Annotated in this window: 27 protein-coding genes; 7 read left to right on the top strand and 20 right to left on the bottom strand. The window is 58.8% G+C overall.

Features of this window, described 5'->3' with window-relative positions:
* Positions 1–31: 31 nt before the first annotated feature.
* The 6 genes from ACR0MS_RS00715 (at position 32) to pdeM (ending at position 6,567) form a co-directional block, all read left to right on the top strand.
* The gene (locus tag ACR0MS_RS00715; protein ID WP_480567883.1) at positions 32–556 is read left to right on the top strand and encodes a tetratricopeptide repeat protein; all 525 of its coding nucleotides are present in this window, start codon (positions 32–34) and stop codon (positions 554–556) included.
* Positions 557–584: 28 nt separating this feature from the next.
* A complete protein-coding gene (locus ACR0MS_RS00710) occupies positions 585–1,436 on the top strand; it encodes a tetratricopeptide repeat protein (protein WP_480567881.1) in 852 nt (283 codons plus the stop codon).
* A 3-nt stretch (positions 1,437–1,439) separates the two neighbouring features.
* Entirely contained in the window at positions 1,440–1,985 is a 546-nt protein-coding gene (locus ACR0MS_RS00705; RefSeq protein WP_480567879.1) for a prepilin peptidase, read from the top strand.
* Between the two features lie 118 nt (positions 1,986–2,103).
* Positions 2,104–3,411 (top strand): ATPase, encoded by a 1,308-nt coding sequence (locus tag ACR0MS_RS00700; protein WP_480567877.1) that lies wholly within the window; start codon positions 2,104–2,106, stop codon positions 3,409–3,411.
* A 40-nt stretch (positions 3,412–3,451) separates the two neighbouring features.
* Positions 3,452–5,863, top strand: a complete 2,412-nt coding sequence (locus ACR0MS_RS00695) for a ligase-associated DNA damage response DEXH box helicase (protein ID WP_480567875.1) — start codon at positions 3,452–3,454, stop codon at positions 5,861–5,863.
* A 41-nt stretch (positions 5,864–5,904) separates the two neighbouring features.
* A complete protein-coding gene (pdeM, locus tag ACR0MS_RS00690) occupies positions 5,905–6,567 on the top strand; it encodes a ligase-associated DNA damage response endonuclease PdeM (RefSeq protein ID WP_480567873.1) in 663 nt (220 codons plus the stop codon).
* Between the two features lie 7 nt (positions 6,568–6,574).
* Here pdeM and ACR0MS_RS00685 read toward each other — a convergent pair whose 3' ends face one another.
* The 18 genes from ACR0MS_RS00685 to ruvC form a co-directional block, all read right to left on the bottom strand.
* Positions 6,575–7,321, bottom strand: coding sequence for a LytTR family DNA-binding domain-containing protein (locus tag ACR0MS_RS00685; RefSeq protein ID WP_480567871.1), 747 nt, complete (start codon positions 7,319–7,321; stop codon positions 6,575–6,577).
* Between the two features lie 215 nt (positions 7,322–7,536).
* Positions 7,537–8,427, bottom strand: coding sequence for a bifunctional methylenetetrahydrofolate dehydrogenase/methenyltetrahydrofolate cyclohydrolase FolD (gene folD / locus ACR0MS_RS00680; protein WP_480567869.1), 891 nt, complete (start codon positions 8,425–8,427; stop codon positions 7,537–7,539).
* 47 nt (positions 8,428–8,474) lie between these two features.
* The gene (locus ACR0MS_RS00675) at positions 8,475–8,780 is read right to left on the bottom strand and encodes a chorismate mutase (protein ID WP_480567867.1); all 306 of its coding nucleotides are present in this window, start codon (positions 8,778–8,780) and stop codon (positions 8,475–8,477) included.
* Positions 8,781–8,838: 58 nt separating this feature from the next.
* Complete coding sequence (locus tag ACR0MS_RS00670; protein WP_480567865.1) at positions 8,839–10,515, bottom strand: formate--tetrahydrofolate ligase; 1,677 nt, start codon at positions 10,513–10,515, stop codon at positions 8,839–8,841.
* Positions 10,516–10,701: 186 nt separating this feature from the next.
* Complete coding sequence (locus tag ACR0MS_RS00665) at positions 10,702–11,277, bottom strand: MOSC domain-containing protein (protein WP_480567863.1); 576 nt, start codon at positions 11,275–11,277, stop codon at positions 10,702–10,704.
* Positions 11,278–11,375: 98 nt separating this feature from the next.
* Positions 11,376–13,292 (bottom strand): ATP-dependent zinc metalloprotease FtsH, encoded by a 1,917-nt coding sequence (ftsH, locus tag ACR0MS_RS00660; protein WP_480567861.1) that lies wholly within the window; start codon positions 13,290–13,292, stop codon positions 11,376–11,378.
* A 76-nt stretch (positions 13,293–13,368) separates the two neighbouring features.
* Positions 13,369–14,622: a tRNA lysidine(34) synthetase TilS gene (tilS, locus tag ACR0MS_RS00655; protein WP_480567859.1), complete on the bottom strand. Its 1,254-nt coding sequence runs from the start codon at positions 14,620–14,622 to the stop codon at positions 13,369–13,371.
* Entirely contained in the window at positions 14,619–15,446 is an 828-nt protein-coding gene (ybgF, locus tag ACR0MS_RS00650; RefSeq protein ID WP_480567857.1) for a tol-pal system protein YbgF, read from the bottom strand. Before ybgF ends, tilS begins: the two co-directional genes overlap by 4 nt.
* A 4-nt stretch (positions 15,447–15,450) precedes the next feature.
* The gene (gene pal, locus ACR0MS_RS00645) at positions 15,451–15,960 is read right to left on the bottom strand and encodes a peptidoglycan-associated lipoprotein Pal (protein ID WP_480567855.1); all 510 of its coding nucleotides are present in this window, start codon (positions 15,958–15,960) and stop codon (positions 15,451–15,453) included.
* A gap of 88 nt (positions 15,961–16,048) precedes the next feature.
* Entirely contained in the window at positions 16,049–17,368 is a 1,320-nt protein-coding gene (gene tolB, locus ACR0MS_RS00640) for a Tol-Pal system beta propeller repeat protein TolB (protein ID WP_480567853.1), read from the bottom strand.
* A complete protein-coding gene (locus ACR0MS_RS00635; RefSeq protein ID WP_480567851.1) occupies positions 17,365–18,459 on the bottom strand; it encodes an energy transducer TonB in 1,095 nt (364 codons plus the stop codon). The genes tolB and ACR0MS_RS00635 overlap by 4 nt, the downstream gene beginning before the upstream one ends.
* 9 nt (positions 18,460–18,468) lie before the next feature.
* A complete protein-coding gene (tolR, locus tag ACR0MS_RS00630; RefSeq protein ID WP_152457226.1) occupies positions 18,469–18,945 on the bottom strand; it encodes a protein TolR in 477 nt (158 codons plus the stop codon).
* A 1-nt stretch (position 18,946) separates the two neighbouring features.
* Positions 18,947–19,642, bottom strand: coding sequence for a protein TolQ (gene tolQ, locus ACR0MS_RS00625; RefSeq protein ID WP_480567849.1), 696 nt, complete (start codon positions 19,640–19,642; stop codon positions 18,947–18,949).
* Between the two features lie 110 nt (positions 19,643–19,752).
* Positions 19,753–20,136, bottom strand: a complete 384-nt coding sequence (gene ybgC / locus ACR0MS_RS00620; protein WP_480567847.1) for a tol-pal system-associated acyl-CoA thioesterase — start codon at positions 20,134–20,136, stop codon at positions 19,753–19,755.
* Positions 20,133–20,756: a hypothetical protein gene (locus ACR0MS_RS00615; protein ID WP_480567845.1), complete on the bottom strand. Its 624-nt coding sequence runs from the start codon at positions 20,754–20,756 to the stop codon at positions 20,133–20,135. Before ACR0MS_RS00615 ends, ybgC begins: the two co-directional genes overlap by 4 nt.
* 61 nt (positions 20,757–20,817) lie before the next feature.
* The gene (gene ruvB / locus ACR0MS_RS00610) at positions 20,818–21,837 is read right to left on the bottom strand and encodes a Holliday junction branch migration DNA helicase RuvB (protein WP_170386244.1); all 1,020 of its coding nucleotides are present in this window, start codon (positions 21,835–21,837) and stop codon (positions 20,818–20,820) included.
* Between the two features lie 4 nt (positions 21,838–21,841).
* Positions 21,842–22,513, bottom strand: a complete 672-nt coding sequence (ruvA, locus tag ACR0MS_RS00605) for a Holliday junction branch migration protein RuvA (protein ID WP_480567843.1) — start codon at positions 22,511–22,513, stop codon at positions 21,842–21,844.
* On the bottom strand, positions 22,510–23,007 hold the full coding sequence (ruvC, locus tag ACR0MS_RS00600) for a crossover junction endodeoxyribonuclease RuvC (protein WP_480567841.1): 498 nt from the start codon (positions 23,005–23,007) through the stop codon (positions 22,510–22,512). Before ruvC ends, ruvA begins: the two co-directional genes overlap by 4 nt.
* A 334-nt stretch (positions 23,008–23,341) precedes the next feature.
* Between ruvC and ACR0MS_RS00595 the strand changes: the two genes are divergently transcribed.
* Positions 23,342–23,554, top strand: a complete 213-nt coding sequence (locus ACR0MS_RS00595) for a DUF1127 domain-containing protein (protein WP_171121827.1) — start codon at positions 23,342–23,344, stop codon at positions 23,552–23,554.
* A 109-nt stretch (positions 23,555–23,663) separates the two neighbouring features.
* Here ACR0MS_RS00595 and ACR0MS_RS00590 read toward each other — a convergent pair whose 3' ends face one another.
* On the bottom strand, positions 23,664–24,020 hold the full coding sequence (locus tag ACR0MS_RS00590; protein ID WP_480567839.1) for a hypothetical protein: 357 nt from the start codon (positions 24,018–24,020) through the stop codon (positions 23,664–23,666).
* 92 nt (positions 24,021–24,112) lie between these two features.
* On the bottom strand, positions 24,113–24,985 hold the full coding sequence (locus ACR0MS_RS00585) for a 50S ribosomal protein L11 methyltransferase (RefSeq protein WP_480567837.1): 873 nt from the start codon (positions 24,983–24,985) through the stop codon (positions 24,113–24,115).
* Positions 24,986–25,004 lie beyond the last annotated feature (19 nt).

Raw genomic sequence — 25,004 nt, 5'->3', positions numbered from 1 at the left:
ACTCGGGATTCGCCGCGCAATTGGGGCCGCTATGGTGATGACCATGGTGGCCTCTTGCACGGAAACCAGCGTTTCGGACCAGCTGGATCCACCGGGGTTTGATCCGAAAGGACAAGTTGAAGACCCGCTTGTTGTCGGCAACCGCCTGTTGGTGGCTGGCGAATATGATCTGGCGTTGGACTCATTTGCGCGCGCGGCGTTGGATCAGGGCATGACCCCAGAAATCATGGCCGCGATGGGAACTGCAAACCTGGGCCTCAGGCAATTGAAGCCCGCCGAAACCCTTCTGCGCCGTGCCGTCGCCGACGAACCGGACTGGCCCGTGGCGTGGAACAATCTGGGCGTTATCCTGGTAGAAAAAGGCGAGTATCCCGAAGCAGCGCAGGTCTTTCGGCGTGCCTTTGCATTGGACAATGGCGAAAGTGACGCAATTCGCGACAATCTGCGCTTAGCACTCGCAAAAATGGAAAATCCTGTTAATACTACACCCGAAGAACAAGAATACACACTGGAGCAGCAAGGCGACGGGCAATTCAAGCTGCGCAAGCTCCCGTAACTTAGGCAAGAGCAGTAAGGGACGCAAAATGCGCCAACAATTCTTGATTCCGGCAATGGTTCTGTGCGGGCTGACCCTGTCTGCCTGTGAAAAAGAGACCGAAGAGGAAAAGGTTGCGAAGACGTTTCAGGAAGTGAACGTCATCGACGAGACGAACCTGAACGAAGTTCTGCTGACCGCGGCCGACCCGAATGAGGCTGTGACCTATTTCCAGGGCGCGGCTGCCAAAAATCCCGGTCGCATCGACCTGCAACGAGGTTTGGCAATTTCGCTGGCACGCGCCAAACGCACGACCGAAGCAGCCGCAGCATGGAAGAAAGTCACGACCATGAAAGGCGCGGCCAATGTCGACAAGGTCGAATATGCCGATGCGCTTGTACGGTCGGGCAACTGGACACAAGCTAAAACCGTTCTGGATTCGATCCCGCCAACCTATGAAAGCTTCAAACGCTACCGGCTGGAGGCCGTTGTCGCGGATTCCAAGCAAGACTGGAAACGCGCGGATCATTTCTATGAAACCGCTGTCGGTCTGACCACGCGCCCCGGAAGCGTCATGAATAACTGGGGATACTCCAAGCTGTCGCGTGGCGAATTCGAAGAGGCAGAGCGTCTGTTCACGGAAGCCATTCGTCAGGACAACTCTTTGTTTACCGCCAAGAACAACCTTGTTCTGGCGCGCGCGGCACAAGGGAACTACAGCATGCCTGTCGTTCCCCTGACACAGGCCGAACGTGCTATGTTGCTGAATACGATGGGTATTTCCGCGGTCAAACAAGGTGACATCACAACAGCCAAGAACCTGTTCCGTGAAGCGATCGCGACGCATCCGCAGCATTTCGAAGAAGCTGTCCGCTCGCTCCGGGCGCTCGAGGAAGCCTGATTGATGAGCATTCCCGCATTTGCCGCGGGCTGGTTCTTACCGTTTGTTCTGCCGATCTGCTTTTACGTGGCCTTCACAGACATGCGTGACATGCTGATCAAGAACCACGCGGTGATCGCGCTGGCCTTGATATTTGTTGTTGTCGGGCTGTTTGTTCTGCCGCCTTGGTCAACCGATTGGACCGTCGGCTGGGTCGGGCCATTTACAATCACCTTGCCCCCCTATGTTTGGCAATTACTGCATATCGTGGTTGTTCTGATCCTCGGCATCTTTTTCAACGCCGCGGGTCTTATGGGGGCCGGTGACGCAAAATTTCTGGCTGCGGCTTCGGCATTTATCTGGCCGGGCGACTACATGACCGCGGCCATGATACTGGTATCCACGACTCTGGCCGCCTTTGTGACCCACCGGCTGGCCAGACACACCGCCCTCAGATCCATTGCCCCGGATTGGGAAAGCTGGAATCGCGCCAAGCAATTCCCAATGGGCTTTTCGCTGGGTGGCGGGCTGGCCATCTATCTGATGTTGGGAACTGTTTACGGCTCGTAAACTATCATCAGACCGCCTTTTCACTGCCTTGGTGATGACACAAAGCAGGACCAGATTTTCCGCAAGCAGCCCTGCATTGGGCAATTAGCGTGAATACTGGATAAGACGGGCGACGCTCATGAATATGCAGACGACTTCGGTAATGGCCCCTCCTGCCCCGAAAGGGTTGGGTGAAATGCAGCTTCCCATCGTCATGATGCGGGACATTCTGCTGAAGACAATTTTTCGCAAAAACGTGGATACTGTGTCCGAGGTCGCCGCAGCCGTATGTTTGCCCGGTTCCGTGACGCAGGAATTGATCGACATCGCGCGGGAACAGAAACTTCTCGAGGCAACTGGCACGCTGAACGCGAACAGTGGCAACGAGATGGGATACCAGCTGACAGATGCGGGCAAGGCGCGTGCCTTGGACGCGTTGAGCCAGTCAGAGTATTTCGGCGCAATGCCGGTCCCGCTGGAGGTGTACCGCGAACAGGTCAAACGCCAGTCGATCCGGAACATTCAGGTCACGCGTGACCAACTGACCGGAGCTATGGGGCATCTGGTTCTTCCTGACAGCCTTCTGGATCATCTGGGCCCCGCGGTCAGCGCGGGTCGGTCGATCCTGATGTATGGCCCTCCCGGTAACGGTAAGTCGTCAATCTCGAACGGTATCCGTGACGCGTTGGGCGACAGTGTCTATGTCCCGCGCGCCATCGAATATGCCGGTCAGGTGATCACCGTCTATGATCCGATCGTGCACACCGCGATCGAGCAAGAGGCCGAAGACCCAAATAGCCTGCGCCGCCGCAAGCGGTTCGACACCCGCTATGTGCAATGCGAACGCCCGACCGTTGTGACCGGTGGTGAACTGTCACTCAGCATGTTGGATCTTGTCTACAACCCCACCGCGCGCACCTATCAGGCCCCCCTACAGCTCAAATCGACCGGCGGCATCTTTATCGTGGACGACCTTGGCCGTCAGGCCGAACCGCCACAGGCGCTGATCAACCGCTGGATTGTTCCGCTGGAAGAAAACAAGGACATCCTCGGCCTGCAATCGGGTGAGAAATTCGAAGTCCCCTTTGACACGCTGGTCATCTTCTCGACCAACTTCCACCCGAACGAGATCTTCGACCAAGCGGCCCTGCGCCGGATCTTCTTCAAGATCAAGATCGACGGGCCAAACCAGGAGAACTTCCTGAAAATCTTCGCGATGGTTGCCCGCAAGCGTGGCATGCCGTTGGATGAAGCCGCTCTGGTTCATTTGCTGAAGGTCAAATACCCGACCATCAACAATATCTACGCGAACTATCAGCCGATCTTCCTGATCGACCAGATGATCTCGATCTGCGAGTTCGAGGGCATCCCCTATCAGATGAGCCCCGACCTGATCGACCGCGCCTGGGCCAACATGTTCGTCAAGGACGAGAAAATCGTCAAATAACGCCGTGCCATTTCGGGTCCGGGCCGAGTAATCTGCGCGTATGACGCAGATTCCCGCCCGGATCACCGACTGGTTTACCGCCAAAGGCTGGTCCATCCATCCACATCAGCAAGAGATGTTTGACCGCGCTGCTGATCCGGCAACGCTGCTGATTGCGCCCACGGGTGGCGGCAAGACCATGGCCGGTTTCCTGCCGACCCTGTCCGATCTGGCGGCGCGGGAACATGCCGGGCTTCACACGATTTATGTCTCGCCGCTCAAGGCGCTGGCGGCCGATATCAGACGCAACCTGCGCGGCCCGGCGGATGAGATCGGGTTGAAAATTCGCATCGAAGACCGGACAGGAGACACGTCGGCCACACAGAAAAAGCGCCAGCGCGTCGACCCTCCGCATATTCTGCTGACCACCCCGGAAAGCCTGGCACTGCTGACATCCTATGAAGACGCGCCAAGGATGTTCCAAGGCGTGCAGCGCGTGATCGTTGACGAAATCCACGCCCTGGCCGAAAGCAAGCGCGGGGACCAGTTGATGTTGGCGCTGGCACAATTGCAAAGCTTCTGCCCCGAATTGCGCCGCGTGGGGCTGTCAGCCACCGTTGAAGACCCTGATGCCATCGCGCACTTTCTGGCCCGTCACCCCGACCCCTGCCCCGTCGTTCAGGCTGATCCCGGCCCTGATCCTGACATCCGAATGCTTGAAACGCAGGAAATGCCGCCGTGGTCAGGCGGCGGCGCGGCCTATTCCATTCCGGCAGTGCTCGCGCAGATCAAACAACACAAGACGACGCTGATCTTTCACAACACCCGTGCGCAGGCCGAGATATTCTTCCACAACCTGTGGCTGGCCAACGACGACGCCTTGCCGATTGGCATTCATCACGGCAGCCTTGACCGGCAACAGCGAGAGCGTGTCGAGGCCGCGATGGTACGCGGCGATCTGCGTGCGATCGTCTGCACGGGCAGTCTCGATCTGGGGATCGACTGGGGGGATGTCGATCTGGTGATTCAGATCGGAGCGCCCAAGAATGTCAAACGGCTGGTGCAGCGGATCGGGCGGGCCAATCACCGGTATAACGCACCTTCCAAGGCCCTGCTTGTACCCGCCAACCGCTTTGAAGTGGTCGAATGCGTCGCGGCGCTGGAAGCCGCCAAAGCGCATGATCTGGATGGCGAACCTCGGGGCGCGGGGCCGCGGGACGTGTTGTGCCAGCATATCCTGATCGCCGCGGCTGCCGCCCCATTTGAAGCGGACGCGCTGTATCAGGAACTGACGACGGCTGGCCCCTATGCCCGACTTGCAAGGACTGAGTTCGATGCCTGTTTGGATTTCTGTGCGACCGGCGGCTATGCCCTGCGCGCGTATGATCGCTGGCAACGCCTGCAACAAAGACCTGATGGCAAATGGCAGCTGCGTGACCCGCGTGCCGCCCAGCGTATTCGCATGAACCTCGGCACGATTCAGGACACCGACACGCTGAAAGTGCGGCTCAGACGCAATCGTGGCGGAAAACCACTGGGTGAAGTTGAAGAGGCATTTGCCGCCTCGCTGACCCCCGGTGACACCTTCCTGATCGGCGGTCAGATCGTGCGATACGAAGGGCTACGCGACATGACGGTCGAAGTCAGCCGACAAGCAAACCGCAAGCCAAAGATCGCAACATTTTCCGGAACCAAGTTTGCCACGTCCACGCAGTTGAGCGACCGCATTCTACGCATGTTCGCCCAACCGGACTGGCCGCAATTGCCTGCGCATACAGCCGACTGGTTGGCCTTGCAGCGCGACATGTCCCGATTGCCGCAACGCGACAGGCTATTGATCGAGAGTTTTCCCAGCGACGGGCGTGAGCATCTTTGCGTCTACGGGTTTGCGGGGCGAAATGCGCAACAGACGCTTGGGCTTCTTCTGACAAAAAGGATGGAGGAAACGGGCCTTGCCCCACTGGGTTTTGTCGCCACCGACTACGCGACATTGATTTGGGGGCTGGACGCGGTGACCGACCCAAGCCCCCTGTTTCAACTCGAGGCCCTGCGTGAGGGGTTAGACGTCTGGCTGGCCGGAAATGCCGTGATGAAACGAACCTTTCGGGCGTCAGCCACGATTGCAGGACTGATCGAACGCAACACAGGCGGTCAGCGCAAGAGCGGGCGGCAGGCGACGTTTTCCTCGGACATCCTCTATGACACGCTTCTGAAATACGATCCTGAACACCTGCTGATGCAAATCACCCGGGAAGAGGCCATGCGCGGTCTGGTGGATTTTGGCCGGATCGAAGCAATGATCGAACGTATCGGCGACCGGATCGACCTTCTGCGACTGGACCGTGTTTCGCCTCTGGCGGCCCCTTTGTTTCTGGAGGTTGGCAAAGTACCCGTCAAAGGTGCCGCCGAAGAACGACTGTTGGAAGAAGAAAGCCTGCGCCTGTTGCAAGAGGCCGGGTTGGATCCTGCATAAATCCACTTGCACTGCACGTTTAAACCCGCAAAGAACGTATCATGAACGACCTGACATTCTCCTTCGCCGGTCAAAACCTCTGTGCGATGGGGTCCGGGGCATTGTGGTGGCTGGATCAAGGCCTGTTATGCGTCTCTGACCTGCATCTCGGCAAATCAGAGCGGTTGGCGCGCCGTGGAGGGCCATCTCTGCCGCCTTATGACAGCCGGGACACCCTGTCACGCTTGGCCGCTGATGTCGCGCGGACCCACGCCCAAACTGTCATTTGCCTAGGTGACAGCTTTGATGATCTGGAGGCTCTGAATGGCTTGGAGTCCGAGGAAAAAACAAGGATCACAACGCTGCAGGCCGGGCGGCGCTGGATTTGGATCGAAGGAAACCACGACCCCGGTCCGGTCGATCTGGGCGGAAGTCATTTGGCTGAGTTTCAGGTTGGAGCCTTGGTCTTTCGCCATATCGCACAGCCCAACGCCATGGCCGAAATTTCCGGCCACTACCACCCCAAAGCGCGTCTTCGTACGCGCGGCAGTTCCATTACACGACCCGCCTTTCTTGTCGACAGGCAACGACTGATTTTACCCGCTTACGGAACCTATACAGGTGGGCTCTACAGCACTGCTGATATCCTGTGTGATCTGATGCACGACGACGCGGTGGCTATTTTGACAGGCAACCATCCGCGAATGATCCCGATGCCACGATGACATCTTCCTAGATGATGCCGTCGCGTTCCAACTCAGGTTTGTATTTCCTGCTTACCGGAACAAGCTCATCGTTCGTCAGACGCAGAAAAACCTTGCCATCCCGTCGTTCAACGCCGGAAATGGCCGCGTCGACCACCCAATGCGAACGATGCGTGCAATGGCCGCTTATGGGCTCCATCTCGGCAATGGCATCGGTGAACCGGGACCGGATGGTAAATGTGCCCTCAGACGTCACGACGTCGACCGAATGGTCTCTGACAGCCAGTCGAAACACCTGGCCTTGAAAGGATTCCGGCAGTCGAGTGGTCAACCGAGGTTTCTTAGATTCAGAGTCATGATCCGTATCTGCTACCGGAGTTTTGCTGCGCACCAGCACAAGGCCTGCCGCGAACAATCCGCCATAAGATGCAACCGAAAGAATTCCCGGTGCCTGCTCTCCTTGGACCGCGAGCAAGAGCCAGGCAAACAACCAGATTGAGGGGACGAAAAGGGTGAAGGCCAGGCCGATCTGGATTAGGTCGCGCCCGCGGAACTCGACAAGTGGCGCGTATTCAATAATCAGTTTTCTGACCAACCATGTCACGGCCAAGGCAAGGGCCATTGCTCCGCACCAAAACAGAAGGCGCGGCAAGAAAGACAGGGATATGCCCGGAAAGGGTTGAAATGCGATCGCCAGCAAGGGCAGGAACACCAAACCTGCCACAACCCGTTGCAAGGTAAATTCGGCCAGAATTGAGCGAAGCGTCGTCTTCATGCTTGTTCGAACAAAACCTAGGATCACAATTTATAACACACCAAGCCACAATAGGATCAGATCGTAACCGGCTGGGAAAAATGAAATATCACCGATAAGGGAACATTCAAACCCCGAAGGAACAAACTTAATTTATCCTAATGAAACATTAAGGCCGATGAGCGCCATGCTCACCGGCCTGATGGATTGGATTTGAAACTGCGGGGCGCAGATTGTCAGGCTGTCAGGCCCTCGGGCTCTGGCAGGCCGTTGGCGCGGCAACAGGCTGTGAGCGTATTTGCCAACAGGCAGGCAATCGTCATTGGGCCGACACCACCGGGAACCGGAGTGATCGCGCCCGCGCGTTCGGCAGCGCTGGCATAGTCCACATCACCCACCAGCTTGTTCTTGCCGTCGCGCTCGATCCGATTGATGCCCACGTCGATGACAGTCGCGCCTTCCTTAATCCAGTCACCCGGCACCATCTCAGGGCGGCCTACGGCAGCAACAACGATATCGGCGCGGCGGACCACATCCGGCAGATCTTTGGTGCGGCTATGCGCAATGGTCACGGTGCAGCTGTCACCCAGCAGCAGTTGCGCCATCGGCTTGCCCACAATGTTCGAACGGCCAATCACAACCGCATCCATACCGGACAGTGAACCATGATGGTCGCGCAGCATCATCAGGCAGCCCAGCGGGGTGCAAGGCACCATCGACTTCTGGCCCGTGCCCAGCAGACCCACGTTCGAGATATGGAACCCGTCGACATCCTTGGCCGGGTCGATCGAGTTGATCACGAGGTCTTCGTTCAGGTGCTTGGGCAGCGGAAGCTGTACCAGAATGCCATGAACCGCCGGGTCGTTGTTCAGCTTGTCGATCAGTGCCAGCAGGTCCTCTTCCGAGGTCTCGACGTCCAGCTTATGCTCATACGAGTTCATGCCGACCTCGACGGTCTGCTTGCCTTTCGAGCGGACATAAACCTGGCTGGCCGGGTCTTCGCCCACCAGAACCACTGCCAGACCGGGCGTAATGCCGTTTTCCTCTTTCAGCTTTGCAACCTGATCGGCCACTTGCGCGCGGACCTTTGCCGCGAACGCCTTACCGTCAATAACCTGGGCTACCATCCTGTCATCCCTTCCTTGAAAACGGATCGGGCGCCTGAAACGCCCGGTCAGTCAGAGCCGAGAACGCGCTCCTCGCGTGCAATCGACCAGTCTATCAGTATGCGCCACATCTGCTCGGCCAGATCGGGATCCATGCCCAGATCATCCGAACTTGCGCGCACGCGCTGCACCACCTCTTCGACGCGGTCCGGGATTCGAGCGGGCAGTCCCTCAGCCGGTTTAAGCTGCGCTGCGCGATCAATATACCCTGCGCGCGTCACCAACTTCTCGATCAGTTGGCGATCCAACTTGTCGATCTGAGCCCGCAATTCCTGCATCGACTTGCAATCTTGCGGCGGTGTCAGAGTGGGCATGTTCGTCTCCTCATGGCCCGGGGATGTCCCCGGACCACGAGATGTCTCATTTGGGGGCTTAGAACAAGCCCTCGATCTCACCTGCGTCGTTAAGGCAGATGGTTTCGGCGGCCGGTTTGCGGGGCAGACCGGGCATGGTCATGATCTCACCGCAGACAACCACGATGAAACCGGCACCAGCGGACAGGCGGACCTCACGCACCGGGACCGAGTGGCCGTTGGGCGCGCCGCGCAAGCTTGGGTCGGTCGAGAACGAGTATTGCGTTTTCGCCATGCAGACCGGCAGATTGCCATAGCCTGCTTCTTCCCATTCGCGCAGTTGGTTGCGGATCTTGTTGTCGGCCAGAACCTCGTCGGCGCGGTAGATACGCTTGGCGATGGTTTCGATCTTTTCGAACAGAGGCATTTCGTCAGGATAGATCGGCGCAAAGTTTGCGGAACCACCCTCGACAATTTCAACAACCTTTTCGGCCAGCGGCGCAGAGCCTTCGGAGCCCAGTTCCCAGTGACGCGACAGAACCGCCTCGACACCGTGCTCACCGCAATAGTCTTTGACGGCCTGAACTTCGGCGTCAGTGTCGGTGACGAAGTGGTTGATGGCGACGACGACCGGAACGCCAAAGGATTTCACGTTCTCGATGTGACGGCCCAGGTTGGCGCAGCCGTTGACCACGGCGTCGACGTTTTCAGCGCCCAGATCGGCCTTGGCAACGCCGCCGTTCATCTTCATCGCGCGCACGGTGGCAACCAACACCACGGCCGACGGAGCGATGCCTGCCTTGCGACACTTGATGTTCATGAACTTCTCGGCACCCAGATCGGCCCCAAAGCCTGCTTCGGTCACGACATAGTCAGCCACTTTCAGCGCGGTCTTGGTCGCGATGACCGAGTTACAGCCGTGCGCGATGTTGGCAAAAGGCCCACCGTGCACGAAGGCCGGGTTGTTTTCCAGCGTCTGCACCAGGTTCGGCTGCATGGCGTCCTTCAGCAGGACGGTCATTGCGCCTTCGGCTTTGATGTCGCGGCAGTAAACCGGGGTTTTGTCGCGGCGATAAGCAACGATGATGTCGCCCAGACGCTTTTCCAGGTCTTTCAGGTCGTTCGCCAGGCAGAGGATCGCCATAACTTCCGACGCCACAGTGATGTCAAAGCCAGCCTCACGCGGGAAGCCGTTCGACACGCCGCCCAAGCTGGCGGTGATCTGACGCAGAGCGCGGTCGTTCATGTCGACCACACGACGCCATGCAACACGACGGATGTCGATATCACACTCGTTGCCCCAATAGATGTGGTTGTCGATCATCGCCGACAGCAGCGAGTGGGCCGAGGTGATGGCGTGGAAGTCGCCGGTGAAGTGCAGGTTCATTTCCTCCATCGGAACAACCTGCGCGTAACCGCCACCCGCAGCGCCGCCCTTCATGCCGAAGTTCGGGCCAAGCGAGGCTTCGCGGATACAGATCATCGCGTTCTTGCCGATGCGGTTCAGACCGTCGCCCAGACCCACGGTGGTGGTGGTCTTGCCTTCACCCGCAGGGGTCGGGTTGATCGCGGTGACAAGGATCAGCTTGCCGTCTTCCCGGTCTTGCACCGAGTTGATGAAGTCCTGGCTGACCTTCGCCTTGTCGTGGCCATAGGGCAGCAGATCGGCCGAGTCGATGCCGATCTTGGCGCCGATTTCCTGGATTGGTTTCTTATTCGCTTCGCGGGCGATTTCGATGTCGGATTTGTAGCTCATTGGGCAAGATCCCTGATTGAATTCCGTGCAAACCGGCGCAAATAGCCCGGTGCTGATCAATCCATACCGTTGTGTACCAAACCGATGGATATGGATTCCGACATAATCGCGCCGTGAAACGGCGTAGCGTCACTTACCGGGTGGCGTCACGTAACTTTGATCGTTTCCCATCGGAAAACCTGTGTCTTAAGGTGCCCAGGCGCGTTGATCCGGAACGAACAGCTTCATCTGGTCGCCCAGTTTCAGCTTTCCGGGCCGTTCAACCCAGGCCGTTACGCCCCGCCTGCCCTGCGCGGCGGGTTTGAACGCGGCACCATGGCCGGGCAGATCGGCCTCGACCTCGCGGCCCGGAATCACGCAGGGGCGGTTTTCCATATCAACAGTGATCGTGACTCCATCGGGCCCCTGAAGCCGCGAAGATGGCGGCACATGCGTAAAGTCCGGTATTCCGCGCAACAGGATGCTGACCCCCAGATAGGACGGGTCCAGCGAATCCAGCTCCATCTCAGCCGCCGTCGCCTGCATCTCTTCTTCGGACAACACCGACAACTGCCGCACATTGCGGATTTCAGTGCCTTGCGGATAGAGGTTTTTCATCCGCACGCACGAGGCTCGGTTCACACCCTCATGCCGCTCACCAGCAGCGCCTGCGAAATCCAGAGACATCTCACGGACGGCAGATGCGCGGATAGACTTACCTGCTTGCACATGGCCCAGCCAAACGATTTCGCCTACGAATTCCGTTTCTCGCAAGACTGGCATGTTCTGCCCCCTATCGACGCCACATTCTTCCGGCAACTAGACGGCAGGTTCGCGGGAAAGAAAAGAAAAACCCGAGCCTTGGCTCGGGTTTTTTAGCTTTACGTGGTCGGTTCTGGCTCCATACCACCATCGGGCGGAGACTTCTTGACCTTCGTTTTCGGGATCGCCGTCACGCTTGGCGCGCTGCCTTCATCCGGGCTGCCACCTTCGTCATCCCCTTCGCTGGGCGATTCACCGTTCATGACGCGCTTGATCTCGTCGCCAGTCAGTGTCTCATACTCCAGAAGACCTTGCGCCAGACGTTCCCACGCCTCGTTCTTGTCCGTCAGAATTTTATGGGCGCGTTCATAACCTTGCTGGATCAGGCGTTTCACCTCTTCCTCGATCAGCTCTTTTGTATGAGCCGAAACCGAGAAACCAGCGGTGTTGCCCTGATAGCCCTCATGCGCCTCGGCATAGTCGATGTTACCAACCTTGTCCGACATGCCCCAGCGCATCACCATGGCGCGCGCCAACTGGCTGGCCTGCATGATGTCACCGGCCGGGCCGTTCGATACGTGATCTTCACCGTATTTGATCACCTCAGCCGCTTTACCCGCCATGGTCATGGCCAGCTTTTGCTCACATTCGTCCCGGTGATAGTTCAGGCGGTCCATCTCGGGCAGAGACACAACCATCCCCAACGCACCACCACGCGGAATGATCGTGGCCTTATAAACCGGATCACATAGCGGCAATTCCAGACCAACCACAGCGTGACCGGCCTCGTGATACGCCGTCTTTTCTTTCTGATCCTGCGTCAGGACCATGCTGCGGCGCTCTGCCCCCATCATCACCTTGTCTTTGGCGTTCTCAAAGTCTTCCATGGTGACAAAGCGACGACCCACACGCGCGGCCATCAGCGCTGCCTCGTTCACCAGATTCGCCAGATCAGCACCCGAAAAACCCGGTGTCCCCCGCGCGATGATGCGCAGGTCAACATCGGGGCCCAAGGGGGTCTTGCGCGCATGCACGCCCAAGATCTTCTCACGGCCTTTGATGTCGGGGTTGCCGACGGTCACGTTACGGTCAAACCGGCCCGGACGCAGCAGTGCGGGGTCCAGAACGTCTTTACGGTTGGTGGCTGCCAGAATGATCACGCCCTCATTGGCCTCGAACCCGTCCATCTCGACCAGCAACTGGTTGAGGGTCTGTTCACGTTCATCGTTACCACCGCCATAACCGGCACCACGATGGCGGCCCACGGCGTCGATTTCGTCGATGAAAACGATACAGGGCGCGTTTTTCTTCGCCTGCTCGAACATGTCGCGCACACGCGATGCACCCACACCAACGAACATCTCGACAAAGTCCGAGCCCGAAATGGTGAAGAACGGCACACCCGCCTCACCCGCAATCGCGCGGGCCAGCAGCGTCTTACCAGTACCCGGAGGGCCAACCAGCAGCGCGCCTTTTGGAATCTTGCCACCGAGACGGCTGAATTTCTGCGGATTGCGCAGGAATTCCACGATCTCTTCCAGCTCTTCCTTGGCTTCGTCGATGCCCGCGACGTCGTCAAAGGTCACACGGCCATGTTTCTCCGTCAGCATCTTGGCCTTGGATTTGCCAAAGCCCATCGCGCCACCTTTGCCACCACCCTGCATACGGTTCATGAAATAGACCCAGACACCGATCAGCAGCAGGAACGGCAGAAGCGTGATCAGGAAGGACTGGAACCCGGATTGCTGCTGCTTTTCAGCGCGCACCGGAATGTTTTCGTCGATCAGCAGCTTGGTGACCTCGGCATCGCCGGGTTTGATGGTGACATAGCTGGCACCACTTTGAGTGGTATAGCGAATCTGTTCGCCATCCAGCGTCACATTCTTGACCTCGCCGCCTTCAACAGCAGTCACGAAATCGGAATAAGTTCTTTCATTGCTCTGAAGCGTTCCGCCTGGTCCGCTGAACAAATTGAACAGTGCAAGAATCAGCAGAAACAGAACGACCCAGAAGGCGATGTTACGAGCGTTGCCCAAGGAAAATCTCCCAAAAGATTTCGGCAGGTGGGGGTCTGCCGGGTTGCTCTATAAAATAGAGATGATTCAAGCAGGTTCAATGCGATAAAAACGAAGAATGAAACTCGGACCTTTCCGCCGCCAATTCTGCCTGCCAACCGCTCGGAAAGCCTGCCAAAGGCGCGGACAAAAGGGTTTCGCCTTCCCATACCGCGGGTGATGATACCAGCACCTCGCGAGGTTTTCCAAGAGCTCTCCACTCTGCCACTGAGCGTAACCCAGCGTCGCCCAACGGCCCAATCGTGGCATTCGGGGCGGATGGGCCGGTCAAAACCCAGCGGTCATCCCAGTTTTGCCCGATTGCGCAATGCGTATTCTTCACAGCGTTTAGCTCTCTGCAAATCCACGTTTTATTGCCCTTTGGGACCAGAATGCAGCCCCCAATCGTGCTTGGTTTTGCAAGCTGAATCGCCTCAATCGCCTGTTCGGTGGCTGCGTGACGCGGCGGATAGCCGGGCCCGGCCACCCATGCCAAACTGCCAAGAACCAACCGGCGCTGAATTTCATCGGGCAAAGCGGCGAATCCGGTGCGGTCGCAGCACACGGCCCCCGAATCCGAAACCAGAACCTGTCGCGCGGATTCCTGCGTAAAATGCGCCAAGGCCTCATCCGCGCGTGCCAGATTATGCGCGACACGGGTTAAGGACTGAGCGGAGATTCCAAGCGTCCCAAGCGTTTTCAGCGCGTCCCGCGCCTTGATCCTATCGAATTTCGTGTCGTGATTCGATGGATCTTCAATCCAGTCCACGCCAATTTCGGTCAGATATTCGCGCAACTGAAGGCGCGTACCGCCCAGCATCGGACGCAGGAAGGTCGCCCCGTTCCGTTTGATTGCTCCGGCCATTCCAGACAGCCCCGTCACCCCCGCAGCCCGCCCCAAGCGCATCAGCATGGTTTCGGCCTGATCATCTGCGGTGTGACCTAGTGCAATCGCGTCCAAGTTATTTCTACGCGCCCAGTCCGCCAGTAATTGGTAGCGCACCTGTCGCGCGCGACCCTGAAGATTTCCCCGCCCGTCCCAGTTTTGCCAGATCAGCGTTTCATGCGGCACACCAAGCGTTTCTGCCTGCTGTGCCACCCACTGGGCCTCATCTGCGGATTCAGCACGAATCCCATGGTCCACCGTCGCCGCGAACAACGCGACCTGTTCTTGCGCGGCAATATCCTTCAGCAGGTACAGCAACGCGACCGAGTCACCACCGCCCGAAACCGCGATCCCCAAACGGGGGGGCAAATCCGGTCCCAGCCGTGCGCAGATCTCGGACCTCAGATTGTCTGAAATTTCGGTCAAGAACAGCCCAGTGAAGACATTTCCTGCGTCGCAGCCGAGGCCGCAGCCGACCCCGGGAAGCGCACACCAACTTCGCTTAGGGTTATGCAGGCCTGATCAATTTGCTCGAGCCGCCCCAACGCAGCCCCAAGTTCAAACAGGGCTTCGGGCGCAAACGTGCCTTCGGAATCGCCGGTAAAGCTGGCCAGAAATGCGCGCGCGGCCTCGCGGGTGTCACCCAATCCCTGCAATGCATGTCCACGCTTCAGGTGGGCCTCTGGTGCGAGGGGGCTTCCGGGGTAGGATGTTTCAAACAGCGCGAACTGATCGGCCGCCGCCTGAAAATTGCCGTCGGCCAAAAATTGTGCAGCGGCGTCAAAATCGGCGCGCTCTCCAACCGCGAGTTCGCCCTGCTCCGAGATCAGCGGAGTTTCCTGGGTCGTCGACGGCGCCGCAGCTGTGATCTCAGTGTCACCGCCCAAGGTTGTTGTTTCGCCCAGCGTACTCAGATCGCCGCCTTCCAGTTCAACCAGACGAAACTCAAGATCTCCGATCCGGTTGGTGCCATCGGTGACGACATTCTGGACCCGCTGATTCAACTGCTCGGTCTGGCGCGTCAGGCGCTGCAATTCAGCCTCGATCGCGTCGACGCGTTCCAAAATAGAACTGCCGGACAGGTTTGGCGCGGGCGAACCGGTTGTGGAAAACTCACGCTTGAGGCGCTGAATTTCCACGTGCAGCACCGTCAGCTCCTGCCGGATATCGGCCAGAGTCTGTTGATCCTGCGCTTGTGCCACTCCAGCGGTCGCTACAACCGCGGCCAGAACCCATCCTGCAATTCTCATCGTCTTACCCCAAGGTTGAACCGGTCAGCACCGTCACCGCGCGGCGGTTCTTGGAATAGCAATCCTCGGTGCTGCAAATTTCGATCGGGCGTTCCTTTCCGTAGCTCACCGTCGTCAGGCGATTACCCGCAACCCCGCGAGAGATCAGATATTCGCGGGCCGCATTTGCGCGGCGCGCGCCGAGGGCAAGGTTGTATTCACGCGTGCCCTGTTCGTCTGCATGCCCCTCGATGGTTGCAACAAAGTCGGGATTGGCCAGAAGCCAGTCCGCCTGCCCTTGCAGAATGGTCTGCGCCTGCGGCGTCAGCGTGGACTGATCAACAGAGAACAGCACGCGATCGCCCACGGTTTGCTGGAAATATGCCGGTGATCGCGGATCGCTTGGTGAACCGGGCGAGATCGCCCCGTTTGCGCCACTGCCAAATCCACCACCCAGCGCCGAAGGATCGTTGCTGGTACAGGCGGCCATCACACTTAGCGCGCCCAAAGCCAAAACTTTGCTCAATACGTTCATTTCAGGTGCCTCGTCATATTATCTGTTTATTGCCGTCTCTGTATCACAGTGCAGGTTTTTTGTGAACTTTTCCAACCCCCTGCCCCGATCAATTCTGCAATGGCCCCCATGACGGGTCGCTTCCGCCATCCGGGGTCCGTACCGGGCGCAGATTCCGACCCGAAATATCCACCGAATAGAGCGTCGCCCGACCACTTGCACCCTGCGTTTCACGGGTGAACATGATCACCCGACCATTGGGCGACCATGTCGGCCCTTCGTCCAGGAAGGACGAGGTCAGCAGGCGTTCTTCGCTGCCGTCCGTGCGCATTACGCCGATATGGAACCGGCCTTTGTTCTGCTTGGTGAAGGCAACCAGATCCCCGCGCGGCGACCAGACTGGTGTGCCATAGCGCCCCTGACCAAAGCTAATCCGCGTCGCCTCACCACCGCTGGCTGGCATAATATAAAGCTGCGGCGTGCCCGAGCGGTCGCTTTCGAACACGATCTGCGACCCGTCCGGGGAATAGCTGGGTGCGGTTTCGATTGCGGGTGTATTCGTCAAACGGACACTTTGCCCTGACGCCAGATCCATCTTCCACAGATCCGTGTTGCCGCCTTGGATCAGCGAATAAACGATCGAGCGACCATCAGGCGAGAACCGGGGCGAAAAGCTCATGGTGCCGCCCGGTGTATTCAGCTCGGTCCTACGGACACGGTCCACGTCCAGAACATAGATGCGCGGCTGGCCGGTTTCATAGCTGGTATAAAGCAACCGGTCGCCCGTCGGCGAAAAGCGCGGGGCCAGAACGATGGCAGCGCTGTCGGTCAGGTACTGCACATTCGCGCCGTCATAGTCCATGATCGCCAGACGTTTCAAGCGCTGGTCCTTGGGTCCGCTCTCGGACACGAAGGCGACGCGGCTATCAAAATAGGCGCCCTCACCAGTCACCCGGCTGTAGACCTGATCGGCCACCTTGTGCGCCATCCGACGCCAGCCATCGGTGGTGCCCGCAAACTGCAGGCCGCTGCCCAGTTCCTGACCTGAAAACACGTCCCAAACCCGGAACCGAACTGTCAAACGATTGCCCGAGACATTCACAGCGCCGGTCACCAACGCCTCGGCGTTGATGGCCTTCCAGTCGGCAAACTGAACCGGGGCATCGAAACTGCTGACCCGGCTGATGAACGCATCCGATGAAATCTCACGAAACAGCCCGGTTCCCGTCAGATCAGCCGCAACCACGCGCGAGATGTCCTGCGCGAATTGGGCCGCAGCCGCGTTGTCGGGGACAAAACTGGGCACCGCAAAGGGCAAGGGCTCGATGATCCCCTGATCCAGTTCCAGACGCAGCGGTCCGTTCTGGGCATATGCAGGCGCCGTCAGTATCGTCAGGCCCAGCAACAGGCTGGTCAGAAATCTCATCATTTGATCCGCATCCTCTCGGGATTGAATGTAATCTCAATATCCTGCCATTGCGCGTATTTGTCAGCAGGCAGATCGTATCCTTTTGCCCCACAGCGCAGAATTGCACGTCTGGCAGCCTCATATGCTTGGCTCGCAGACCCGGCAGACCCGCCTGAACTGTCGATCATGCGTAAACTGCCGCCCACCACCTTGCCGTCCGGCGTCAGCGAAAACGCCACGACAACAACCGTTTGCAGCGCATCCGTTGACAAAGACCCAACATTCCAGCACCGCGAAACGGCCAATCGCATCGCGTCTTTCTCGCCACTGGTCAAGGGCGGGCCAGAGGGTTCGCTGCCTTGGCCCAACGCCTCGGCCAGAGCGTCCTCGATGGCGCTTTCGTCGGCGGCCGGAGCCTCTGGCTCTGCGGTTTCTGCCACTTCGGGCTGGGCTGGCGGTGTTGGCCGCCTTGGACGGACCTGAGGGCGCGGAGACGACCGGGGCGCGTATTCCTTAGCCTCTTCAGCCTCGGTCACGATCTCATCTGTGGCCTCTTCCGGGGCGGTCTGATCTTGCTGCTCTTGCTGGATTTCCGCGCCTTCATCCAGCGACACGGCAGGTGTTTCGATATCATCCGGTGCTGCTTCGGGCGGCGGCGGGGCAACCGGCTCGGGCGCAACTTTGTCCGCAGGGCGCGGCTGCGCCTCGGGGCCGGGCGGGACCGGCAGTGCCGCAATTTCAGTGTCAGGCGGCGGATCCAGCGCAGGGGGTTGTTCCACTTCGACAGGCTCAGGCAACGGCTCGACCGCCTCTGGCTCGGGGTCCGGTTCAGGCTCAACAGCCTCCGAAACCTCTGAGGTTGGCTGTTCCTCTTCCACAGGTTCCGGGGGGGGCGTGTTTTCTTGCGGTTCTTCAGGCTGCTGCAAGGACGACGGCGTCGGCACCTCGGGCGCTTCGCGTTGGGCGGTCATCGCCGCGAACTGCTCAGCCGAGATCACGGAAACATCCTGAACGGCCATAGGCAAAGGCTCGGACCGAAAGGTGCCGCCGAACAAAGCCCATCCGATCAGAGTCACATGGGCGATCGCCGAGATCTTGGTGCCGGTATCCACCGCGCGGCCTCACTCTCCACCTTCGTCCAGTGTCGGGCCGCCGGTATCCGTCACCAGCCCCACATTGGAAAAACCGCCCGCATTCAGCGCGCCCATGACCTGCATCACCTGCGCATAAGGGATCGCGCCATCCGCGCGCAGGAACACGCGGTCACTGCTTCGTTCTGCCGCGATCGCGCGCAGTTTGCCAATCAACTCTTCGCGCAGGACATCCGTGGTCTGGATTTGCACCCGCCCGTCAGCCGTCAACGTCACGGTCAGCGGTTCTTCGTTGTCACCGGGCAAAGCGCTGGCCGCAGTTTTGGGCAGATCAACCGGAACACCAACGGTCAGCAGAGGCGCGGCCACCATGAAGATGATCAGCAACACCAGCATGACGTCGACAAAAGGCGTCACGTTGATCTCGGCCATCGGCTGGGCGCGACCCCGACGCCGTCCGCGCCGACGCCCGTTCCCGCCCGAAGATTGCTGAACCGCAGCCCCCATGTCAGCTATCCAACTGGCGCGACAGGATGGTCGCGAATTCGTCAGCGAACGCCTCGTACCCGCCTACGATCCGGTCGCTATCAGCGCTGAGCTTGTTATAGAAAATAACCGCCGGGATCGCGGCCAGCAGGCCCAGACCCGTGGCCAACAACGCTTCGGCAATACCGGGGGCGACAACGGCAAGGTTTGTGTTCTGCTGCTCGGCAATCTCGATAAAGGCGTTCATGATGCCCCACACCGTGCCGAACAAACCGATAAACGGCGCGGTCGAGCCAACCGTCGCAAGGATCGGCAGCCCCTTTTGCAGCGTCTCCGCCTCTTTCGCGATGGCCACATCCATCGACCGGTCAATCCGCGCGGTTGCCCCGGCAATCAGCCCCCCGTCGGTGCGATGGGACCTGCGCCATTCGATCATGCCAGCCGCGAAAATCTTTTCCGAGCTTCCGTCCGGCTGCGTGCCAATCTGTTCAAACAGCTCATCCAGTGGATTGCCTGACCAGAAGGATTCATCAAAAACCTGCGCCTCGCGCCGCGCTGCCTTATAATTGATGAGTTTCTGGATAATGATGCCCCATGACCAAACAGATGCTCCGATCAGCATCAGCATGACCAGTTTTACGACAAAGGTCGCGCGGGCATACAGCCCCCACATGGAGAAGTCGATCTCCTGCGCCAGCGCCAGCGTTTCAGCTTCCATGAACCTGCTCTTTGTTTTTGCCTGACGGCCGTTCTTTTGGCCTTGTTTTGCCAAACGCTAACGCAGTTGGTTATGAAAAGCCAACAGAACCACCCTTGGCCCGCAAATTGTTACAACAATGCGCGAATCTCTGCCGGAAGACGCACCGGCTTGCCCTGCGCATTCATACAAACGGCGGTCACCGTCGCGCGAAAGACCTCGGTCCCATCGCGGGTTACGACCTGATCCATGGTCAGCCGCACCCCCGATACAGAGGCGACCGTGGTTTCCACGATCAGCTCGTCCTCAAACTTGGCCGGGGCCAGATAATCTGCCTCGATCCTGCGGACGACCCAGACAATACCAGCATCGCGCAAGGCGTTCTGATCGTTGCCAAGTTTACGCACATAATCGGATCGCGCACGCTCGATGAACTTCAGGTAGTTTGCGTGATACACGACACCGCCCATATCCGTGTCTTCGTAGAAAACCTGAACGGGATACACATGTTTCATTGCGGCTGCTCCAACCTCGCAAACAATCGCAGAGCGTGCGATGGGTCCTGCGCGACGCCCGGCAGAACCGGATCGTAGGCCGCACGGATCAGTCCAGCAATGTCCGGCCTCAATATCGTGGCGTCACCTGCAATCGCCAGCGGCGACGCGCTGCGAAATGCAGCATCAGACCACAGCAGGATCGTCTGCACCACCTGACTTAGCGCCAAGGTTTCAGCCGGAACCTTGGCCAGTTCCTTGTCCATCCGAAGGAATACAAACGCCGCCCGGATCGACCCGTCCTCTTCAAACCTGAAAATACGGTACTGGTTGGCATCCGCCGCAACCAGCCGCTCGACCAAGGGGCCCAGATCAGGCACCAGACGGTCCAGATCCGGAACCTCGAGCAATTCCTTCCAATCGCGGAAAAAGAAGACCATGCAGTTTGCGCCCAATTCCGGATCCGTCTCGGCCATTTTATGGCCGGCAAGGGTGACGACCGCTTCAAACGCGCCTTTGACGGTCGCCAATGTTTCGTCTTCCACGCCAAAAACGATGGGCACGATGGGGCGGCCCCAGCGCGCAAACAGGAACTCGCCGCTTTCGCGGGTGAACAACGCTTGGATGTCTTCGGGTGTCACGCGCAATCCTCGGTGGTCACAAATAGGTCGCCCGAACCCTTAAAAGCTATGACGTCCAGCTTCAACCAAACAGATCGCTTTGTCCTTTGGGCGCGGCCATTCCAAGATGAGTCCACGCCTTCTGCGCCAGCATCCGACCGCGCGGTGTGCGTTGGATCAAACCCTGTTGCAACAAATAGGGCTCGATGACTTCTTCAAGCGAGTCGCGGCTTTCCGACAGCGCCGCCGAGAGCGTCTCGATGCCAACGGGTCCACCTGCGTAATTCTCGGCAATCAGCGTCAGATACCGCCGGTCCGCACCGTCCAATCCAAGATTATCAACCCCCAGCCGGGTCAATGCGCCATCGGCCAGATCGCGCGTAATGTGGCCGTCGCCTTCAACAATTGCAAAATCCACCACGCGTCGCAGCAGCCGACCGGCAATACGCGGCGTTCCGCGCGACCTCCGGGCGATCTCTCGCGCGCCGTCGTCGTCAGCGGGCGCACCCAATTTACGGGCGTTTCGGGTGACGATCTCGTGCAATTCATCCACGGTGTAGAACTGCAACCGCGTCGGAATACCAAACCTGTCGCGCAGTGGGGTGGTCAGCAGGCCCATCCGTGTCGTGGCCCCAACCAGGGTAAAGGGCTGGAGCTCAATCCGCACAGTCCGCGCGGCGGGGCCTTCACCGATCACCAGATCCAGCTCGAAATCCTCCATCGCGGGATACAGAACCTCTTCGACTGCCGGGTTCAGGCGGTGAATCTCGTCAATGAACAACACGTCACGTGATTCCAGATTGGTCAGGATGGCCGCCAGATCACCCGCCTTGGCCAGTACAGGGCCAGAGGTCATGCGAAAATTCACCCCCAACTCGCGCGCCATGATCTGCGCCAGCGTCGTCTTCCCCAACCCCGGAGGGCCGTGGAACAGCGTATGGTCCATCGCCTCGCCCCGCTGCCGGGCCGACTGAATGAACACGCGCAGGTTCGCACGCGCCTCGGCCTGACCGATGAACTCATCCAGCCCCTGCGGGCGCAGCGCACGGTCATTGTCCTCGGGCAGAGGGTCAGGGCGCAGGGTGGGATCGGCGTCTACCATTCACTCAGCCTTTCGGAGCCAGAAGTTTCAGCGCGGCACGGATCAAATCGGCCTCGCCAGCTTCGGGCTGGCTGGCGGCGGCTTCAGCCACGGCGGATGCAGCGTCAGACGGGCCGTACCCCAAGTTCGACAAGGCCGACAACGCACCGGCAGAGGCCGCAGCGTTCCCCGACGCAGGTTTGACAGCGCGTTTGGGCGCAAGCTCGGCCGCCTCGACAACCTCAAGATCAGGGCCGTCCATGGCCTCGGCCACCGTACCACCCATCGCCATCACACCGGGCGCCTTGTCCTTGAGGTCCAGAACGACGCGCTGCGCCGTCTTCGGCCCAACACCCTTGGCGGATTTGACTGCGCCCCAATCGCCCAGCGCAATGGCCCGGCTGACACCATCAGGCCCCAGCGCCGACAGGATAGCCAACGACACCTTGGCCCCGACCCCCTGAACCGAGCACAGCAGGCGATGCCATTCCTTCTCGACCAGCGACAGAAAGCCGTACAGCTGCATCAGGTCTTCACGCACGACCATGTCGGTATAGATCGAGACCGCCTCGCCCACACCCGGCAGCGCCGCCATTGTCCGATCCGAGCAATAGACGATATACCCCACCCCGCGCACGTCGATCAGAACGTGATCCGCTGCGCGGTAGTCCAGCCGCCCTGTCAGTTTCCCTATCATGCCCGAACCTCTTTCATCCGCGCCTGGGGCGCTGCACCGTAATATGAGTGGCAGATCGCGATAGCCAGAGCATCGGCTGCATCCGCGCCCTTGGGCTGGCACCCCGGAAGCTGGAGCTTGACCATGTGCAAAACTTGCTCTTTCTCGGCGTGGCCAACGCCCACCACCGTTTTCTTCACCCGGTTGGGCGCATATTCACCGACCGTCAGCCCGGCCTGCGCAAGCGTCAGCAAAGCCACCCCACGCGCCTGACCTAACTTCAGCGTGCCCGCACCATCCTTGTTCACAAAAGTCTGTTCGATTGCCGCCTGCTCGGGCTGGTATTCTGCAATGACCTCAACAATCTGGTTGTGCAAAGACAGCAGCCGCTCACCCAGGTCATCACCGTCCGACTTGCACAAACCATTGGCGACGTGGCTCAGGCGGCTGCCATGCGAATCGATGACGCCCCATCCCAGGGTCCTGAGCCCCGGATCAATGCCCAATATCCGCATCTTTTTGCCTCGGCCTGCTCGGGTTTTTATACTCTTTCTTCCCGATTAGCACGAAGCGTGAACATTTTCCAAGCGAATTGACCGAAAGTCTGAAAACGACACTCATATCCCAACGCCGACAATCGTGTCATTTTGCGACGGCAAAAAGTCTGTTTTCGACACCAAAATTACCGGCTAATGGGCTTAAAATTAAGGGGTTTTCACAATCCCAAAGCCTTGCAAAAAACGCATAGGACACATGCAATTTCTGCGCTTGCGGAACCGCTTCGCCCTCACTACATGCCGCTCAGATCGAATGATCGAGACATGAACTTCAACCAGAAGGAAACAGGATATGGCTGCACTGGATACCACCCGCGCCACCACTGGCTCGTTCGGCCTTGCTGGCCGTATCGGCGCATTTTTCGCATCGGCGGTGACCGCTGTTGTCGAATGGAACGACGCCCGCGTTACACGCAACGTGCTGAACCGTCTGACGAACCGCGAACTCGAAGACATTGGTCTTTGCCGTGGCGACATTGATGTCGTTGCGGAAGGCCGCCGGTAAGACGAGCAGAACCGCACCACTCACTCGCCCCTTCTTCCTCCCTCGGGGGCAAAGTAGAACGCCGCGCATCTTTCAATGCGCGGCGTTTCTCCTCAAAGCGGACAAATGCTCAGTGCAGGTACTTACCCAACTGGGCAGAGAGACGTTCCGAGATGGGATCAATTTGCATCACCCAGGCACCGGCTTTTTCAACCGCTGTGCCTTCAGCCAGGCTATCGACCCGATATTGATAAGCAGACGCGCCCAGGCTGGTCAGCAAGAATGTTTTGAAGGCAAACAAGCCCACAAGACACAGCAGCAGAACCTTTGCAGGTACGGCGGACTGCACGCGCTGCGGTCTCATTACGACAAGACCATCCTTACGCATGGTCGCGCGATAGCCGCGGCTGAGCTTGGCATGTTTTTTGCTCAGGCGATGAATGCGCTGATCAAATTCAAGTTGTTTTCCAGTCATGGCAGCCTCCAAAAACCGCCCCCAGGTTGCATCTTTTCAAGGTAGAAAGAGATTGCGCCAAAAAAGTGGCAAGAATCCAGAAAACTCCTGTAAATGGCCCGATTTTAGCCCTGTTTGCTTAAGATTAGCGTCGTCCACTCACCAATTTCCGAACGATTGGCCAGATTAAATCCGTTTTGGAGATAAACAGTAACGACGTCATCCGCCTGTTCGTTGAGGATTCCCGAAAGAATTGCATTACCGCCGACGCGCAGATTCGCTGCGATTTCCGGCGACAGGGCGACCAGTGGACCTTTTAGAATATTCGCAAAAACCAAATCATATGGCGCATGGGATTTCAGGTCCGGATGGTCGAAACCCGCGGCTTCGACGCATTGAACCTGTCCGGCCATGCCATTGGCCTTCAGGTTGGCCTCGGCGACGTCTACAGCAACCTGATCAATATCACTTGCGATGATGTCCCCGTCCCAAACCCGCGCGGCAGCCATGGCCAAGACTGCTGTGCCACAACCGATATCCGCCACTTTGCTTGCCGAAAACCCGTCATCCAGCAGGTAGTCCAAAGCCTTGAGGCAGCCCAGAGTGGTTCCATGATGGCCCGTACCGAAGGCCATCGCCGCCTCGATCAACAGCGGAATGCGGCCTTCGGGCAGCTTGTCTGCGTCGTGGCTGCCGTAAACAAAGAAACGCCCAGCCTCGACGGGGGCCAGTTCGCGGCGCACATGGGCAACCCAATCGGTTTCCGGCAATTCCGACACGACGAACGGCTTGGCTTCGAACGCGGCGGCAAGCACGGCCAATGCGGTCTCATCCGGGGTTTCAGTGAAATAGCCCCCAACTTCCCACAAGCCCGACCCGTCTTCGACCTCGAACACGCCAACGCCAGTGGGTTCGGGCACCAGACGTTCCATCGCGTCGCCCAATCCTTCGGCAGCTTTCTTTCCGGTCAGAGTGGTCAACGCGGTGAATGTGGGCATCTTGGCCTCCTGTGTCAGT

It is taken from the genome of Ruegeria sp. CJ2, assembly GCF_056536745.1.
The sequence above is the reverse complement of the archived record's forward strand: the minus strand, read 5'-3'. Positions and strand labels throughout refer to the sequence as shown.

What these genes read in the sequence shown, in the direction of transcription:
- ybgC (WP_480567847.1), bottom strand. Translation starts at nt 20,136, where the DNA reads ATGAAACATGTGTATCCCGTTCAGGTTTTCTACGAAGACACGGATATG.
- ACR0MS_RS00585 (WP_480567837.1), bottom strand. Translation starts at nt 24,985, where the DNA reads ATGCCCACATTCACCGCGTTGACCACTCTGACCGGAAAGAAAGCTGCC.
- ACR0MS_RS00705 (WP_480567879.1), top strand. Translation starts at nt 1,440, where the DNA reads ATGAGCATTCCCGCATTTGCCGCGGGCTGGTTCTTACCGTTTGTTCTG.
- ACR0MS_RS00695 (WP_480567875.1), top strand. Translation starts at nt 3,452, where the DNA reads ATGACGCAGATTCCCGCCCGGATCACCGACTGGTTTACCGCCAAAGGC.
- ACR0MS_RS00670 (WP_480567865.1), bottom strand. Translation starts at nt 10,515, where the DNA reads ATGAGCTACAAATCCGACATCGAAATCGCCCGCGAAGCGAATAAGAAA.
- ACR0MS_RS00665 (WP_480567863.1), bottom strand. Translation starts at nt 11,277, where the DNA reads ATGCCAGTCTTGCGAGAAACGGAATTCGTAGGCGAAATCGTTTGGCTG.
- ruvC (WP_480567841.1), bottom strand. Translation starts at nt 23,007, where the DNA reads ATGCGGATATTGGGCATTGATCCGGGGCTCAGGACCCTGGGATGGGGC.
- ACR0MS_RS00700 (WP_480567877.1), top strand. Translation starts at nt 2,104, where the DNA reads ATGAATATGCAGACGACTTCGGTAATGGCCCCTCCTGCCCCGAAAGGG.
- folD (WP_480567869.1), bottom strand. Translation starts at nt 8,427, where the DNA reads ATGGTAGCCCAGGTTATTGACGGTAAGGCGTTCGCGGCAAAGGTCCGC.
- ACR0MS_RS00595 (WP_171121827.1), top strand. Translation starts at nt 23,342, where the DNA reads ATGGCTGCACTGGATACCACCCGCGCCACCACTGGCTCGTTCGGCCTT.
- ACR0MS_RS00675 (WP_480567867.1), bottom strand. Translation starts at nt 8,780, where the DNA reads ATGCCCACTCTGACACCGCCGCAAGATTGCAAGTCGATGCAGGAATTG.
- ACR0MS_RS00715 (WP_480567883.1), top strand. Translation starts at nt 32, where the DNA reads ATGGTGATGACCATGGTGGCCTCTTGCACGGAAACCAGCGTTTCGGAC.
- pal (WP_480567855.1), bottom strand. Translation starts at nt 15,960, where the DNA reads ATGAACGTATTGAGCAAAGTTTTGGCTTTGGGCGCGCTAAGTGTGATG.
- ACR0MS_RS00685 (WP_480567871.1), bottom strand. Translation starts at nt 7,321, where the DNA reads ATGAAGACGACGCTTCGCTCAATTCTGGCCGAATTTACCTTGCAACGG.
- pdeM (WP_480567873.1), top strand. Translation starts at nt 5,905, where the DNA reads ATGAACGACCTGACATTCTCCTTCGCCGGTCAAAACCTCTGTGCGATG.
- ACR0MS_RS00710 (WP_480567881.1), top strand. Translation starts at nt 585, where the DNA reads ATGCGCCAACAATTCTTGATTCCGGCAATGGTTCTGTGCGGGCTGACC.
- ruvA (WP_480567843.1), bottom strand. Translation starts at nt 22,513, where the DNA reads ATGATAGGGAAACTGACAGGGCGGCTGGACTACCGCGCAGCGGATCAC.
- tolQ (WP_480567849.1), bottom strand. Translation starts at nt 19,642, where the DNA reads ATGGAAGCTGAAACGCTGGCGCTGGCGCAGGAGATCGACTTCTCCATG.
- ruvB (WP_170386244.1), bottom strand. Translation starts at nt 21,837, where the DNA reads ATGGTAGACGCCGATCCCACCCTGCGCCCTGACCCTCTGCCCGAGGAC.
- tolR (WP_152457226.1), bottom strand. Translation starts at nt 18,945, where the DNA reads ATGGGGGCTGCGGTTCAGCAATCTTCGGGCGGGAACGGGCGTCGGCGC.
- ybgF (WP_480567857.1), bottom strand. Translation starts at nt 15,446, where the DNA reads ATGAGAATTGCAGGATGGGTTCTGGCCGCGGTTGTAGCGACCGCTGGA.
- tolB (WP_480567853.1), bottom strand. Translation starts at nt 17,368, where the DNA reads ATGATGAGATTTCTGACCAGCCTGTTGCTGGGCCTGACGATACTGACG.